This is a genomic window from Microbispora sp. NPDC049125 (genome assembly GCF_040802045.1).
Taxonomy (GTDB): domain Bacteria; phylum Actinomycetota; class Actinomycetes; order Streptosporangiales; family Streptosporangiaceae; genus Microbispora.
In genome coordinates, this window is sequence record NZ_JBEZDW010000029.1 from 16,943 (window position 1) to 31,474 (window position 14,532).

At 71.9% G+C, this 14,532-nt stretch carries 13 protein-coding genes; 2 read left to right on the top strand and 11 right to left on the bottom strand.

The features are described 5' to 3' along the window. Positions 1-381: 381 nt before the first annotated feature. Positions 382-1,992 (top strand): glycosyltransferase family 39 protein, encoded by a 1,611-nt coding sequence (locus AB0B72_RS28265; RefSeq protein ID WP_367742095.1) that lies wholly within the window; start codon positions 382-384, stop codon positions 1,990-1,992. Here AB0B72_RS28265 and AB0B72_RS28270 read toward each other — a convergent pair. From AB0B72_RS28270 to AB0B72_RS28320, 11 genes are all read right to left on the bottom strand, one after another. Next, positions 1,908-2,513, bottom strand: coding sequence for a response regulator transcription factor (locus AB0B72_RS28270; protein WP_367742096.1), 606 nt, complete (start codon positions 2,511-2,513; stop codon positions 1,908-1,910). The two genes, AB0B72_RS28265 and AB0B72_RS28270, sit on opposite strands and share 85 nt — an antisense overlap. Further along, positions 2,510-3,643 carry a sensor histidine kinase gene (locus tag AB0B72_RS28275; protein ID WP_367742097.1) on the bottom strand — a complete coding sequence of 378 codons (1,134 nt, stop codon included), beginning with the start codon at positions 3,641-3,643 and terminating at the stop codon, positions 2,510-2,512. Before AB0B72_RS28275 ends, AB0B72_RS28270 begins: the two co-directional genes overlap by 4 nt. A 52-nt stretch (positions 3,644-3,695) precedes the next feature. Next, a complete protein-coding gene (locus tag AB0B72_RS28280) occupies positions 3,696-4,409 on the bottom strand; it encodes an ABC transporter permease (protein ID WP_367742099.1) in 714 nt (237 codons plus the stop codon). Continuing rightward, a complete protein-coding gene (locus AB0B72_RS28285) occupies positions 4,406-5,302 on the bottom strand; it encodes an ABC transporter ATP-binding protein (protein ID WP_367742100.1) in 897 nt (298 codons plus the stop codon). Before AB0B72_RS28285 ends, AB0B72_RS28280 begins: the two co-directional genes overlap by 4 nt. 107 nt (positions 5,303-5,409) lie before the next feature. Next, a complete protein-coding gene (locus AB0B72_RS28290) occupies positions 5,410-5,997 on the bottom strand; it encodes an ATP/GTP-binding protein (RefSeq protein WP_367742102.1) in 588 nt (195 codons plus the stop codon). Then, entirely contained in the window at positions 5,978-6,352 is a 375-nt protein-coding gene (locus AB0B72_RS28295; RefSeq protein WP_367742104.1) for a DUF742 domain-containing protein, read from the bottom strand. The genes AB0B72_RS28290 and AB0B72_RS28295 overlap by 20 nt, the downstream gene beginning before the upstream one ends. Continuing rightward, the gene (locus AB0B72_RS28300) at positions 6,349-6,768 is read right to left on the bottom strand and encodes a roadblock/LC7 domain-containing protein (RefSeq protein ID WP_367742105.1); all 420 of its coding nucleotides are present in this window, start codon (positions 6,766-6,768) and stop codon (positions 6,349-6,351) included. Before AB0B72_RS28300 ends, AB0B72_RS28295 begins: the two co-directional genes overlap by 4 nt. Then, positions 6,765-9,068 (bottom strand): nitrate- and nitrite sensing domain-containing protein, encoded by a 2,304-nt coding sequence (locus tag AB0B72_RS28305; protein WP_367742106.1) that lies wholly within the window; start codon positions 9,066-9,068, stop codon positions 6,765-6,767. Before AB0B72_RS28305 ends, AB0B72_RS28300 begins: the two co-directional genes overlap by 4 nt. 227 nt (positions 9,069-9,295) lie before the next feature. Further along, positions 9,296-10,897 carry a prenyltransferase/squalene oxidase repeat-containing protein gene (locus AB0B72_RS28310; protein WP_367742108.1) on the bottom strand — a complete coding sequence of 534 codons (1,602 nt, stop codon included), beginning with the start codon at positions 10,895-10,897 and terminating at the stop codon, positions 9,296-9,298. After that, a complete protein-coding gene (locus AB0B72_RS28315; protein ID WP_367742110.1) occupies positions 10,894-11,790 on the bottom strand; it encodes a terpene synthase family protein in 897 nt (298 codons plus the stop codon). Before AB0B72_RS28315 ends, AB0B72_RS28310 begins: the two co-directional genes overlap by 4 nt. Before the next feature lie 15 nt (positions 11,791-11,805). Beyond that, positions 11,806-13,086, bottom strand: a complete 1,281-nt coding sequence (locus AB0B72_RS28320) for a cytochrome P450 (protein WP_367742111.1) — start codon at positions 13,084-13,086, stop codon at positions 11,806-11,808. A gap of 478 nt (positions 13,087-13,564) precedes the next feature. On the opposite strand from AB0B72_RS28320, the gene AB0B72_RS28325 reads away from it, so the two are divergent. Continuing rightward, entirely contained in the window at positions 13,565-14,509 is a 945-nt protein-coding gene (locus tag AB0B72_RS28325; RefSeq protein WP_367742112.1) for a ketopantoate reductase family protein, read from the top strand. Positions 14,510-14,532 lie beyond the last annotated feature (23 nt).

Below are 14,532 nucleotides of genomic sequence, written 5' to 3' on the forward strand. Positions count from 1 at the left end.
AAAGAAAACGACCCCGCGCCCCTCAGGGGTGTAAACGGACAGTCAACGAGCACAACAGTGAGTGGCGGTTCCGGAGCGCGATCGCGGGAGACGCGGAGCCCCCGGCGCCTGCCCCGGATCTCCCCCCATCCCGTCCCCGGCGTCCCCCCGGCCGGGGACGGGACAACGAAAAGCGCCGCGGGCCCGGGATCGTGCCCGGGGCGGCGAGCTCGGGCCTGAGGCCGAGGTCGCCCCGGCGCGGGCCGGGCCTCATCTGGGAGTTCCCCCACCGTTCCGCTCACCTTAGGACGTGTTCATCCGGATTTCTCCTTCCCAGGCAGGGTGATAACAGATCACCCCGCCATCGGAGCGGGATCTCGTACGAGCACGTGGGGGCAGCGTTTGAGCGTCATCGGCCGTGCGGGCGCGCCCGCCTTCCTCCGGCCGGTGCGACCGGCGCTCCTCGCCATGGCCCCCAGCGCCGCCCCGCTCCTGGTCTGCGCGGGCATCGCGCTCCTCGCGGGGCTCTGGGGGATCGACCGCGGCTCCATGTGGCAGGACGAGGCGACGACCTTCGCGGTGGCGAGCCGTCCGCTGCCCGACCTGTGGCGGACCCTCGGCAACGTCGACGCCGTTCACGGCGTCCACTACCTGCTCCTCCACCCGCTCCTGTCACTCGCGGACGGCGTCGTGCCCGCCGAGGTGGTCATCCGGGTGCCCTCGGCTCTGGCGACCGCCGTCGCGGCCGCGGGCGTCGCGGCGCTCGGGCGGCGGCTGGTCTCGGCACCGGCGGGCGTGTACGCCGGGGCCGTCTACGCCCTCAGCCCGGTCGTCAGCTACTACGCCCAGGAGGGGCGGTCGTACGCGCTGGTGACAGCGGCCGCGGTGCTCGCCACCCACCTGCTCGTGCGGGCGCTGGACGAGCCGCGCCGGACGGGGCGGTGGGTGTGGTACGCGGTGGCGGTGGCCGCCGGGTGCCTGCTCAACCTCTTCGCCGCGCTCGCCCTCCTGGCGCACGCCGTGACGCTGCTCGCCGGCCGCGCCAGGCCGGGCGTGATGGCGCGATGGACGGCGGCCTGCGCGGCGGGGCTGCTTCCGGTCGCGCCGGTGGCGTGGGTGAGCTTCGGGCAGCGAGGTCAGATCTCCTGGCTGGAGCCGCCCGGCTGGGCGACGGCGGGAGAGCTGGTCACCCGCTTCGCCGGCACGGGTGTGCCGCTCGCACTGGCCGCCGTCCTGGCCGTGGCGGCGCTGACCCTCCGCCGCCCCGAGGGCGCGCCGGTCTCGCTCGCAGCGGTGGCCGTGCCCCTCACGATCCTCCCGCCGGCCGTGCTGCTGACCGTGTCCCAGATCGAGCCCTTCTACCAGGACCGTTACGTCCTCTACGCGGTCGCCGGGCAGGCCCTTCTGACCGGGGCGGGGATCACGGCGGCCGTACGGCGGATCCCCGCCGGGATGTGGCGAGGGCTGGCCTCGTGCGGGCTCCTGGCCCTGCTGGTCGTGCCCACCCTGCCGGCGCACGCCGAGGTCCGGCGGGCCGGCAGCCGTCCCGACGACCCGGCGGCCGCCGCCCGGCTCGTCGGAGCGGGGGCGCGGCCGGGGGACGCCGTGCTGTTCCTCCCGTCGATCCGCCGCCTGGTCGCCGAGGCGTACCCCCAGTCGTTCCGTCAGGTACGCGACGTGGCGCTGCGCGTGTCCGGAGCCGCCTCCGGCACCCTGGCCGGGCGCGAGCTGCCGGACGAGCGGATCGCGGCGGCGCTGGGCCCGGCTCCCCGGGTGTGGGTGATCAGCCGGTCCCATCCCCGGGACTCCGACCTGTCGTCGCCGCGCGACACCGTCAAGCGCACCCTGCTGCGCGACGGCTACAACCGCGCGTGGGTCGCCCGGGTCCCCGGCTACGCCGTGCGGCTGTACGTCAGGAAGGGCACTGCTCAGAGCCAGCCGCGCTCCTCGGCGATCAGCGCGGCCTCGGCACGGGTGCCCGCGCCCGTCTTGCCGATGGCCGCCGACAGGTGATTGCGCACGGTCCCGCCCGACAGGTGCAGGGCCCTGGCGATCTCGGCCACCGTGCCGCCCTGCCGTGCCTCCCTGAGCACGTCGCGTTCCCGAGGCGTCAGCGGGCTGGCGCCGCTGGCCAGCGACTCGGCGGCGAGGGCGGGATCGACCACCCGGAGCCCGGCGTGCACCCGCCGCACCGTGTCCACCAGGTGCTCCGGCGCCGAGTCCTTCACCACGAACCCCGACGCGCCGTTCTCCATGGCACGCGCGAAGTACCCCGGGCGGCCGAAGGTCGTGCAGATGACGACCCGGCAGGACGGCAGCGCCGAGCGCAGCTCCAGGGCGGCCTCCAGGCCGTCCTTCCCCGGCATCTGCACGTCGATCAGGGCCACGTCGGGACGGCTGCGGCGGGCGGAGTCGAGCACCTCGTCCCCCGACGCGACCTGGGCGACCACCTCGATGTCCGGCTCCAGGGAGAGCATCGCGGCGAGCGCCCCACGGACGAGCGCCTGGTCCTCGGCGAGCAGCACCCTGATCATGCCCGGCTCGCCCTCAGCAGGAAGCCTCCCGACGGGAGGGGCCCGGCCTCGACCGTCGCGCCGGCCGCTCCGAGCCGCTCGGCGAGCCCGGCGAGGCCGTTCCCCGGCGGGGCGGACCGGGCGGCCGAGCCGCCGTCGTCGCGAACCTCCAGCCATGTGCCGCCGACCCGGACCTCGCACCGGGTCGCCCCGCTGTGCCGGATGACGTTCGTGACGGCCTCGCGCAGCGCGTAGGAGAAGGGCTCCACCAGGTCCTCCGGCACGCCGGCGACGTCCCGTGGCAGGGTCACGCCGATCCCGGCCGCCCGCAGGGCCGCACGGGCCCCGGCCAGCTCGGCGACGAGGGACGGCCGGCGCCGGCCGGAGACGGTGGCGCGGATCTCCGCGTGCGCCTCCCGGGAGAGGCGCTCGACGTCGCGCAGCTCGGTGACCGCCGCCTGCTGATCGGCCCCGCTCTCCAGCAGCCGCCGCGCGAGGCCGGTCTTCACGCCGATCGCCGTGAGGGTGTGGCCGAGGACGTCGTGCAGATCCCTGGCGAGGCGGGCCCGTTCCGCCGCCGCCGCCAGCGCTTCGATCTCCTCACGGGCCTGGCCGAGCTGAACGAGCAGCCGGATCACCAGGATCAAGGACACGGAGCCCAGGATCTGCAGCCCGAAATCCGCCGCCGTGCCCCAGGGGGCCGAGCCGCCGGTCACCGCCTGCGCGCCCAGCCGTACGGTGAGGACGGCCGCGGCGACCAGGACGCCCCAGCGGACGGGCAGCAGCCACACCGCGGCCATGAGCGCGAACGCCAGGTGCCCCAGACTGGTCCAGTCCCCGCGCAGGACGGCGATCGCGGCCCCGAGCGCCAGCAGCCAGCCGGTCAGCAGCACCCGGTCGCGGGGCGGTCTCGCGGTCCCGTAGGCCATCACGGCGACCCAGCTCACTCCGTAGAGGACCATGAGGAGGACGGCCGCCACGCGCGACGGGCCCGTCATCCGCTCGACGGCGGCGGCGGCGATCCTCCACAGCGGCCACACCAGGCACGCCGTCAGCACGGCGACGCCGCTCGCCTGGCCCCACCGCCCGTCCCGGGAGCGGGCGAAGTGCCGCTCCGGCCACGCGCCCACCGTGAAGATGCCCTCCCTCATGCGGTCACCATAGTTTCCGTCCCGGGGCGCCGGCGCGGCCGTCCTATCGCGATCATGGGCGTGCCTGGTCCCGCCGGTAGCGGACGGCGACGGCCACGCCGAGCGCGAGCGTGTAGAGCGCGAGCACCAGCGCGGCCTGGCCGATCCGGCCGCCGCCCGGGGCCACGGAGTGCCCGATCTCCGCCAGCCAGTAGCTGGGCAGCACTTCGGCGATCCGGGCGAGCACGGCGGGGAAGCTGGTCACCGGGATGAACAGCCCTCCGACGAAGCTCATCACCAGCACCACCCCGCCCTGGTACGCCTGCAGGTTCTGGGGCGTCGCCAGCTGGCCGATCAGAAGCCCGAGCAGGGCGAAGGGCACGATGCCCGCCCAGATCGCCAGTAGCGTGGCCAGCTTGGCGGGGGTGGTCAGCTCCACGCCGGACAGCAGCGCGGCCGCCAGCGACACCCCGGCGACCGGGGGCAGCGCCACCAGCATCGCCACCGCCGCCTTGGCCGTGAGATATCCGGCGCCGGTGAGCGGGGTGAGACGGAGCTGGCGTTGCCATCCGATGCCCCGCTCCACCGCCGTACGGGCACCGGTGTCGAGCGCGGCCTTGAACGCGCCGAAAGCGGCGAGACTGCCCATGAGGTACGACGCGGGGACGTCGCGGATCACGTTGGACTCCAGGACGAACAGCCCGACAGGCAGGGCGACGGCGAACAGGAAGAACTTCGAGTCGCGGAACGCCCGCCTGATCTCGAACACCACGTATCCGGTCCTCATGACGCCGCCTCCTCCTCGGTCAGCCGGATGAAGGCCTCATCCAGCCCGGCCCCGATCACCTCGATGTCGTGCGTGCCGGGAAAGCGGGCCAGCAGCTCCCGTACGACCGCGTCGGCGTCGGCGGACCGCAGCTCGGCGCGGCCCCCGCGCAGCTCCACCCCGGCGACCCCCGGCAGGGCGCGCAGCTCGTCCAGGCGCGCGTCCGGAACGGCCGCACGCACCGTACGGCCGGACACCCGGGCCAGGACGACGGAGACCGGGCCGTCGGCCACGACGGCTCCGTCCCGCATGAACACCACACGGTCGGCGTGCTGCTCCGCCTCCTCCAGGTAGTGGGTGGCGAACAGCACCGTCCGCCCGGCGGCGCCGAAGTCGCGCATCGACCGCCAGAAGTCCCGGCGGGCGGCGACGTCCATGGCGGAGGTCGGCTCGTCGAGGATGAGCAGGTCCGGGCCGGGCACCAGCGCCATGGCGAACCGGACGCGTTGCTTCTCGCCTCCGGAAAGCCGCGCGGAGCGCCGCGCGGCCAGGTCCGTCAGGCCCGCCCGGCGCAACGCCTCCTCCACCGGCAGCGGGGCGCGGTGCAGTGAGGCGATCATCGCCACGGCCTCCTGGACGGTCACGTCGTCGAGCAGCCCCGCCTCCTGGAGCATCACGCCGACCGCCCCGGAGCGGACCGCGGCGACGGGAGCGTCGCCGAAGACCGTGATCTCGCCCGTGTCCGGCCGGGTCAGGCCGGTGATCATCTCGATCAGGGTGGACTTCCCCGCGCCGTTGGGGCCGAGGAGGGCCACCACCTCACCCGGCGTGATCAGCAGATCGACGCCGTCGACGGCACGTGTGCCGCCGTGGTCCTTACGTAGCCGCCGAGCGGCCACCGCGTGTGTCGTCATGGGGCAAGCCTTCGCCGACGGCGGCCTCCCCACCTCCGTCGTATGTCACGACCGGCCCACGACAGATGTCACCCATGCCACAGCCCGCGCCGACGGTCGCCGGGCCTTCACCCCACGGCGGCCGTCGGCCGCTTGGTATAGGCGTGCTTGACCAGCGCGATCAGGACCTCCTTGGCCGAGTCGCGCTTGCGGGCGTCGCACAGCATGACCGGGACGCCCTCCCCGAGGTTCAGCGCGAGCTTCACCTCGTCGAGGGCGAAGACGGGTGCGTCCTCGAAGCAGTTGACGGCCACGAGGAACGGGGTGCCGCGCCGCTCGAAGTAGTCCACCGACGGGAAGCAGTCGGCGAGCCTGCGGGTGTCGGCCAGGACGACCGCGCCGATCGCGCCGCGGGCCAGCTCGTCCCAGACGAACCAGAACCGCTCCTGCCCCGGCGTGCCGAACAGGTAGAGCACGAAGTCCTCGCCCACGCTGATGCGGCCGAAGTCCATGGCCACCGTGGTGGTCAGCTTCTTCTCCACCCCTGACAGGTCGTCGACGCCCACGCCGCGGTCGCTGAGCGTCTCCTCCGTGCGCAGGGGCCGGATCTCCGACACCGAGCCGACCATGGTGGTCTTGCCGACCCCGAAGCCCCCGGCGATCAGAAGCTTGATCGCCGTGGGCATCTTCGGCTGTTCAGAGTGCTCGTAGGCCATCGAGCACCGCCTTGTACATCCGCTCGTCCAGCACGTTCGTCTCCGGTTGGGGCTGCTGCACCGCGACGAAACCCCGGTCGAACAGGTCGCCGAGGAGCACGCGGACGATCCCCGCGGGAAGGTCCAGATGCGCGGCGATCTCGGCGACCGACAGGGGCCTGCGGCACAGCCGTACGATCGCCTGGTGCTCCGGGTCGAGGCCGACCTCGGATCCCGTCGTGGGGCGCACGGTCACCGCGAGCGAGATCAGGTCGAACCGGTCCTGCGCCTCGGTGCGCCCGCGCGCGATCACGTACGGCCTGACGGTGGGCGCGTCGAGCAGCCGGTCGTCGTCCTGGTTCCAGTCAGGGCTCATCGGTGGGCCTCGCTCCCCGTCGTACGGGCGGGGGAGGTGAGGTACTGCCCGACCCGGACGACCAGCATGGCCATCTCGTACGCCACCAGGCCCACGTCCGCGTCACCGGCGCACAGGACGGCCAGGCAGGCTCCCTGGCCGGCGACGGTCACCAGCAGGTAGGCCGACTTCATCTCGATGATGGTCTGCCGTACGGCGCCGCCCTCGAAGCGCTCGCCCACACCGCGGGCGAGGCTCTGCAGCCCGGCGGCCACGGCCGCCAGATGCTCGGCGTCGTCGACGCGCAGGCCGTTCGAGGCGGCCAGCAGCAGGCCGTCGGTGGACAGGACGATGCCGTGCTCCGCCTCGCGGACCCGCCCGACGAGGTCGTCGAGGAGCCACGCGAGGTCGGCGGAGGCACCCGTCGTCTGCGTCATTGGTCGTCCTCTCCTTCGCCTACCAGCCTCGCGGCCTCGGATCGGCCCCTGCGGGTCCCGGACTGGAACGAGCCCATGATCTTGCGGATGTCGTCGGGCGAGCGGTCCTCGGTGTCATCGTCGTCGTGCACCGGCGACGAGTTCTCCGCGAGCTCCGGGGGCAGGCTCGCCTGCGGCACCCGGAACGGCAGACCGGACGGGGTGAACGAGGCCGGCGGCGGGGGCGTCGGCGGCTCGGGAACGCTCTGCACGGGGACCACCTCCTGGGCTGGCTCTGGAACCACCCGGGGCGCGCCCACCAGAGCGATCCTGCGCGCGCTCCGCTCCTGCTCCGGCCCCCGCCGGGCGCCCCGCTCCGGGGCGGGGCCGGTCTCCTCGCCCGGTCCCCGCCGGGCGCCCCGCCTCAGGGCGGGGTCGGTCTCCTGGTCCGAAAGGCCGTCGTCGCCCTGGATCACGAGCTCGCGTGGGATGAACACGACCGCCGTGGTCCCCCCGTACGGCGACGCCTTCAGCGCGACCCGGATCCCGTGCCGCTCGGCCAGGCGGCTGACCACGTACAGTCCCAGACGCGCGGTGCTCGACAGGTTGAACTCCGGCGGGTTGGCGATCCGCTCGTTGCTCGCCTTGAGGTCCTCGGGGGTCATGCCCAGGCCGCGGTCCTCGATCTCGATCGCGTAGCCGCTGGCCACCACCTGGCCGCCCACCTGCACGCTCGTGTACGGCGGGGAGAACGACACCGCGTTCTCGATGAGCTCGGCGAGCAGGTGGATGACGTCTCCGACCGCCCGGCCGCCGAGCCCGACCTGCCCCATCGGGAGCACGCTCACCCGGGTGTAGTCCTCGACCTCGGCGAGCGCGCCGCGTACGACGTTCACCATCGGCACCGAACGCCGCCAGGACCGGGCCGGGGACGCGCCGGACAGCACGATGAGGTTCTCCGCGTTGCGCCGCATGCGGGTGGCGAGGTGGTCGATGCGGAACAGGTCCTTCAGCTCCGCCGGGTCCGATTCGCGCCGCTCCATGACGTCGAGGAGCGTGAGCTGGCGGTGGACCAGCGACTGCGTCCGCCGGGCGAGGCTGAGCAGGATGTCGCGGATGCTCTGCCGGAGCTGGGCCTCCTCGACGGCGGTGCGGATCGCGGTTTCCTGCACGGTGTTGAAGGCCGCGCCCAGCTGGCCGATGAGGTCGTCGCCGACCGCCAGCGGCGGCGCCTCCGCCTTGACGTCCACCTTCTCACCCTGCGCGAGCCGGGCCACCACGCCGGGCAGGCGCTCGTTGGCCAGCTCGAGCGCCGCGGCCCGCAGCCGCTCCAGCTGCCGCACCAGCGCCCTGGCCGTGCTGACCGACAAGATGACGGACGCGACGACGGCGACCAGTCCCAGCACGCCGGCCAGGACCAGCCGGATGATGACCCCGGCCGCGACCGCGGAGGCCCGGCCCACCACATCGTCACCCGCCTCGGTGACGATCTTCTTCAGCCCGGCGAGAGCGGGCTCGGAAACACCCTGCCACTGGATCGCGGTGAGGAAGGGCCGGCGGCCGGACTGCTTGCTCTGCGCGAGCTCGTCCTCCATGCCCGTCAGGGCGACGACCTGCGCGGATGACGACCAGTCGCTGTACGCCGGCTTGTTCCCCTCGGGAAGGTTGGCGACGGCCGTCTCGAGGACGTATCGCCGAATTCCTACCAGCTCGGTGAAATGCCGGTGCTCCGGCTCTGTGAACTGCCCCGCCGCGAAGACGCCGGCGAGCAGCGCGTCCTCCTGCGACAGCAGTTCCCTTGACCAGTTCACGCCGATCAGCGACCGCGTGTCTTTCGCGATCTGTTCGTCGTCAAGGGTGGCGAGCGAGTTGTAGTTCTTGAACAGGGAGTCGATGGCGGCGGTGAAGATGGCGACCGCCCGGGCCCGGTCCACGTGGCCCGCGTCGATCGCGTCCCGCCCGGGGCCGAGCTGGTCCAGCCGCAGGAACGACTCGCTGATCCGCTGCCGCAGCTCATCGCTCGCCGCCAACCTGACGTCACTGCCGTTCGCGAGCCGCCGGAAGTTCGCGATGGCGCTGTCGGTCCGGGCGCGCTGGGCGGCGAGCGTGTCCCGCTTGACGAGCCCGGGGGCTGCCAGGCGGACGACCGAGAGCCGCCGCTCCTGCTGAAGTTCGAGCAGGAGCGTGTCACTCGGCTCCGCGACCGCCTTGTTGTACACCGCCACCCAGGCGAGGTTCAGCCCATCCCGCAGTGTGACCCATGCCGCGAATGCCCAGAGAGCGGCGAGCGACACGAGCACGGCCGTGACTTTGGTCCGCATGCTCGAATTGCGGAAGCGCATAACACCCACCAAGCGACATTCAGAGAGCCCTCGCAGCACGTTTACCGGCGATTAACATGGCTCACCACCAAGACGGCGGACATCGCCCAACAAATATGGCCGCGCTACGTCTCGGACACCCTAGCAACGCTCTCAAATTCCCTCAAGCTACTCAAAGGCGAAACGATGCGCTAAACGAGCTAATTTACCATTTCCCAAAGAGGCTGTCAGCCTGATGGCCGTAGCTGCCGGCAGCGCTTCATGACGAACCGGTTGGACTGCACGAGATGGAGGGCCGCCAGGACGGCCGCCCGCACGATCGCCACCGGGCGGTAGAGGTCCTTGTCATGCCACAGCGCCGGGCCGTCCGCCGGGTCGGTCGCGCACAGCAGGTAGCGGTAGCCCCGCGTCACCGCCTCCTCCACCCGCCGCTCATCCGCCGCGAGCAGCAGGAGCTGCACGGCGTAGGCCGTCTCCTCCGCCGTGCCGGCCCACCGGCCCCACGAGCCGTCCGGGCGCTGCGTCCCCAGCACCCAGCGGACGGCCTCGCGTACGGACACCGCGGAAGCCGGCCCACCGAACTCGTGCAGCGCCAGCCCGCAGGCGACGGTCGCGTAGTACGGCGAGGCGTGCCACCGATCCTGCCAGCTCCCGTCGGCCCCCTGCTGGTGGCGGAGCCAGGAGGAGATCTTCTCCATCGCCGGGGCGTAGCGGGCCGACTCCGCCGGCCGGACCGCGACGTACTGGCCGAAGGCATCGAGCACGTGGGCGTTGACGCTGACCGAGGAGCCCTCCTCCCCCTGCCAGGTGCAGAAGTGGGTCGGCGTCTCGAAGGTCCACAGGCTCTCCGGCTCGCACGGCATCCCGAGCAGCGCCAGGGCGTACAGGGCCACCGACGTGGTATCGGCGTCCGGCGGCAGCCCGGCGCCCGCGGCGGTGCCCTCCGGCCGGATCGCCGCCCGAAGATCGGCCAGCATCTCCGCAGGTACGTCGAAGGGGATGCCGGCCCGGGCCAGCCAGCTCAGCACCCAGCCCCGTTCGAAGACCGTGATGGGGAATCCGACCGGGACGGGGCCGTCATGCCGCCGCACGACCGCCTCCAGATGCCGCCGGGCGGCCTCCTCCGGGTCGCGCGGCATGTCCTCATTGATCCAGGCGGCGGTGGCCGCCGGGGACGCGCCGACCGTGCCGATCGAGGAGGGCAGGACGTTGTGGGCCCCACGGGCCGCGTCGCCGACCACTTCGAGCGCGTGAAGCAGTTTCTCCGGCAGCGCCGCACCCGACGCCATCCGCGCCCTGACCGCGGTCAGGGTCCGGTGGCTCATGGAGGCGGGCAGGCGGAGGCGCTGATGAACGGCCGGCGTCACCGCCGCATCCTCCAGCCGGTCGAGGTGTCCGTTGACCAGCTCGATCAGTGACGGCACGATCAGCTCGATCGCCGGGGTGTCGGGAAACGCCGGCCCTTCATCCTCGGCCAGCCGGCGGAGCGTCCAGCGCAGGCCGAGGTCGGCCGCGAGGATCATCGCCTCGTCGTCGGTGCGGCCGGGGCGGCCCAGCGACGACAGGAGAGCCTCGGTGGCGCTCAGCGTGGGGACCAGGCCGTACCCGTCGGGCCGTCCCCAATGCCCGTCCGGCTGCTGGGTGCGCAGGAGGAAGTCGAGTCGCTCCCGGTGGCCGATCAGCCAAGGGGCGAGACTCACGAGCCGGGCGGTCTCGTAGACCGACGGAGAGACCGTGCCCCATGGCCTCAGCATCAGGTCCGAGACCAGATCGTCCGCCGCGGCGGCGACGTCCACCGCCTTGGGGGAGGCGAGGGCGCCCGTCGTCACAGCTCACCCCAGTAGTCGGCGCCCCCGTAGAAGCCCGCGCTGTAACCGAGCTGCCGCTCCAAGTAGGCCACCTCGTCCGGACACGGGTCCCGCAGCGGCGCGAAGAGCCTCCAGCATTCCTCGGTCAGAGCCTCGATCCGCTCGAGCACCTCGTCGCGGCCCACGCCGAGCATCTGCGCGTTGAGGTCGCCCCACGCCATGTCCCGCTCATAGGTCGCGAGGTCGTTGAGGAGACGCAGCACCCGCTGAACCTCGTCACTCGCGATCCGCAGCTCGTCGAGGCGCCTCAGGGTCTCCGGGTCTCCACCGTGGATCCAGTGGGAGACGTTCACGAAGGACGAGCCGAAGTTGTCCGCGTTGCCCAGGTACTCCTCCAGCTTCGGCAGCGTCTCCCCCTCGCGTGCCGCCGCCTTCCAGTCCCACTCCCGGGCCATCGCCGTGAGCATGTCGCGCAACGCGTCCATCCACAGGACCTCACGCCCGGCGAACGCCGGTGCCGCGGCCATCTCCGCCCGCAGGCCGGCCAGGAACCGGCCAAGAGAGAACCCGGGTGAGGGGGGACGTCCATCGGCCACGTCGAGGCAGCCCTCCACGAGTCGCTCCACCTCGGCACGCGTGGCCGCGACGTGGTCCAGCAGCCAGTCGACCGCGAAGATCCACAGTGCCGTACGGTTGGCGACCCGCACGCGGTCGGCCGTCGCGTCGGGGCTCCCGAACGCGTTCGCGAGTGCGACCGCGCTGACCAGCGTGTGGTCGAAGGGCCTGTCCGGGAAGAGATCCGGGTGGGCCGCCACGCATTCGAGCAGGTCCCGCTGCGATCTGGTGGCCAGAGCGGCCACCGAGCCCCGCTTCCTGGCCTCGCGAAACTCAGCGGCGCCAGCTGACTCTGTCATGTACGACCTTTCCGGCTACGCGTGTGACAAGGGACGCAAGGTCAGCTCGACCCGCCGGCTGGGGCGGAGAGAGGCGCCCATCTTGGGCGGGGCGATCGCGCGGCCGTTCGAGACAGGCCGGTAGCGGCTGAGGATTCCCGCGATCACGAGGCGTGTCTCGATCATGAAGACGTGCATGCCGATGCACTGGTGCGGTCCGCCTCCGAAGGGGAAGTACGCGTACCGGTGCCGGTTCTGGGAGCGCTGCCGGGAGAACCGGTCGGGGTCGAACTCGTCGGGCCGGTCCCAGAAGGATTCGAGCCGGTGGGTCACATAGGGGCTCACAATGACCGTCTCGCCCCGTTCGAGCCACACGCCGCCCAGTGCCTCGCGTTCGACGATCATGCGCGGGAAAAGCCAGCCCACGGGGTACAGCCGCAGGAGCTCCTGGACGACCTGCCCGGTGTACGGCAGGTCCTTCAGGTGCGAGTGCCTCACACGCTCGTCTCCGACCACACCGGTGATCTCGCCGACGAGCCTGGCCGCCACGTCGGGGTGTGCCTCAAGGATCAGCCAGAACCAGGTGAGGGCTCCGGCCGTGGTCTCCGTGGCGGTCGCGAGCATGGCGACGAGGTTGTCGCGGACCCATGCGGGGCTCGGCTCGGCGCCGGTGTCGTCACGCGCGCGGCAGAGCACCGAGAAGATGTCGTACCCCTCGGAGGTGCGCCCTCGATGCCGCTGAACCAGCGGGGTGACGATCTCGTCGATCGTCCGTACGGCCCGCCGGAAGGCCCGGTCCCCCGGCACGGGAACGGACTCGGGCACGGACGGCAGCAGGTACCGGAAGATCACCGAGGTGCCGACCGTGTCGAAGGCCGGGGCCAGCCGCTCGGCGTCCGCAATGTCGATCTTGTCGCCGAAGAAGACCCGCATGACGGTTCTGTTCACGATGCGCGCCATGGCCGCGGGGACGTCGATCGGACGGCCGGAGGCCACCGGGCCGGCCAGCTCGTCGACGCCCTCCACGATCGCCTCCGCCATGAGATCCGCGAGCGACTCCACGTGCTTGGCCGTGAACACCGGCTGCAGGGTCCTGCGGCTCAGCTCCCAGGAAGGACCGTCGGACATGATGCCGTCGCCGAACAACCTCCGCAGTGGCCGCCAGAAGACACCGTCACGGGTGTAGTTCGCGGAATTGCCGCGCAGGATGTGCTGGAGATGATCGGGATGGGTCACGAGATACGGCCGGAACGGGCCGAGGTTCATCCGGATGATCTTCCCGTCGGCCTCACGGCCCATGTCGAGGAGCGCACGCACCGGGTCTTTTAGAAGCCGGGGAATTACTTGACGAAAGGGGACAATCCGGGCATCTCGGGCAAGTCCCTCGCCCAGCTCGATTGACATCCGTCTTGCTCCCCACCGGACGATCACACCATTTGCGAAGTATCACATGATGGGCGCGCATTGATCAATATTTGGACAAGTGCCACTTTTGTCCATATGTGACCAACATGCCGGATTGACGGCACTTTGCGGTGATTGTGGAGAGCCTGTGGGGACATGCCGACAGGGGCCCTGGCCGTCGTGGCCGGGCCCCTGTCTCAGGGGTGATCAGGCGTGGCTGGTGACCATGAGCGCGAGGCCCACGAGGATGACGACGGGGATCAGCCACACCACGACCTCGCCGAGGAACTCCTTGTACATGCGGCCGAACCTCTCGGGACGTGCGTAAACGGGACCGCACGCAGCATATTCGCTCGTGCGGCCAGGGGGAACCACGTGCCAGGATCGTGCGGTGCGGTACATCATCATCGGCGCCGGAGCGATCGGCGGGACCATCGGCGGACGGCTCTTCCAGGGCGGCCACGACGTCCTCCTGGTGGCCAGGGGCGCCCACTACGAGGCCCTGCGCGACGGCGGCCTGCGCCTGCTCACTCCCCAGGGCGACGCGACGCTCCCCATCCCCGTCACCGACCGGCCCGTCCAGATACGCGACGGCGACGTGCTGATGGTGGCGACCAAGACACAGGACACGGCGGCCGCCCTCGACGGGTGGGGGGACGCCCCCGTCGTCTGCGCCCAGAACGCCGTCGAGAACGAGCGCATCGCGCTGCGCAGGTTCCAGACCGTGTACGGCATGTGCCTGTGGATGCCCACGCTGCACCTCGAACCCGGGGTCGTCGCGGCGTACGGCACGCCGATGTCGGGCATGCTGCCCGTCGGCCGCTACCCCGAAGGGGTGGACGACCTGGCGCGGCGGATGGCCGGCGACCTCGCCGCGTGCTCGTTCTCCAGCTTCGCCACCCCCGACGTGATGCGGTGGAAGTACGCCAAACTGCTCGGCAACCTGGGCAACGCGGTCGAGGCGATGTGCGGCCCGGTCGAGGGAGCCCGCGCGATCGCGGACCGCGCGTACGCCGAGGGCCGCGCCGTCCTGGACGCCGCCGGCATCCTGTACGCCTCCGACGAGGAGGAGCGGGCCAGACGAGGAGAGTCGGTCGAGATGGCCCCCCTCCACGGGGCCGAACGACCCGGCGGATCGTCGTGGCAGAGCCTCGCCAAGGGCAGCGGCTCGATCGAGGTCGACTACCTCAACGGCGAGATCGTGCTGCTCGGCCGCATGCACGGCGTGCCCACGCCGGTCAACCTCGTCCTGCAGCGCGAGGCCAACCGGTTCGCGCGCGAGCGCCGGCCTCCCGGCACGCTGGGCGTCGCGGAGCTTGCCCGGTTAATCGGGTGAACGTTACATACATCGCCGCTGGT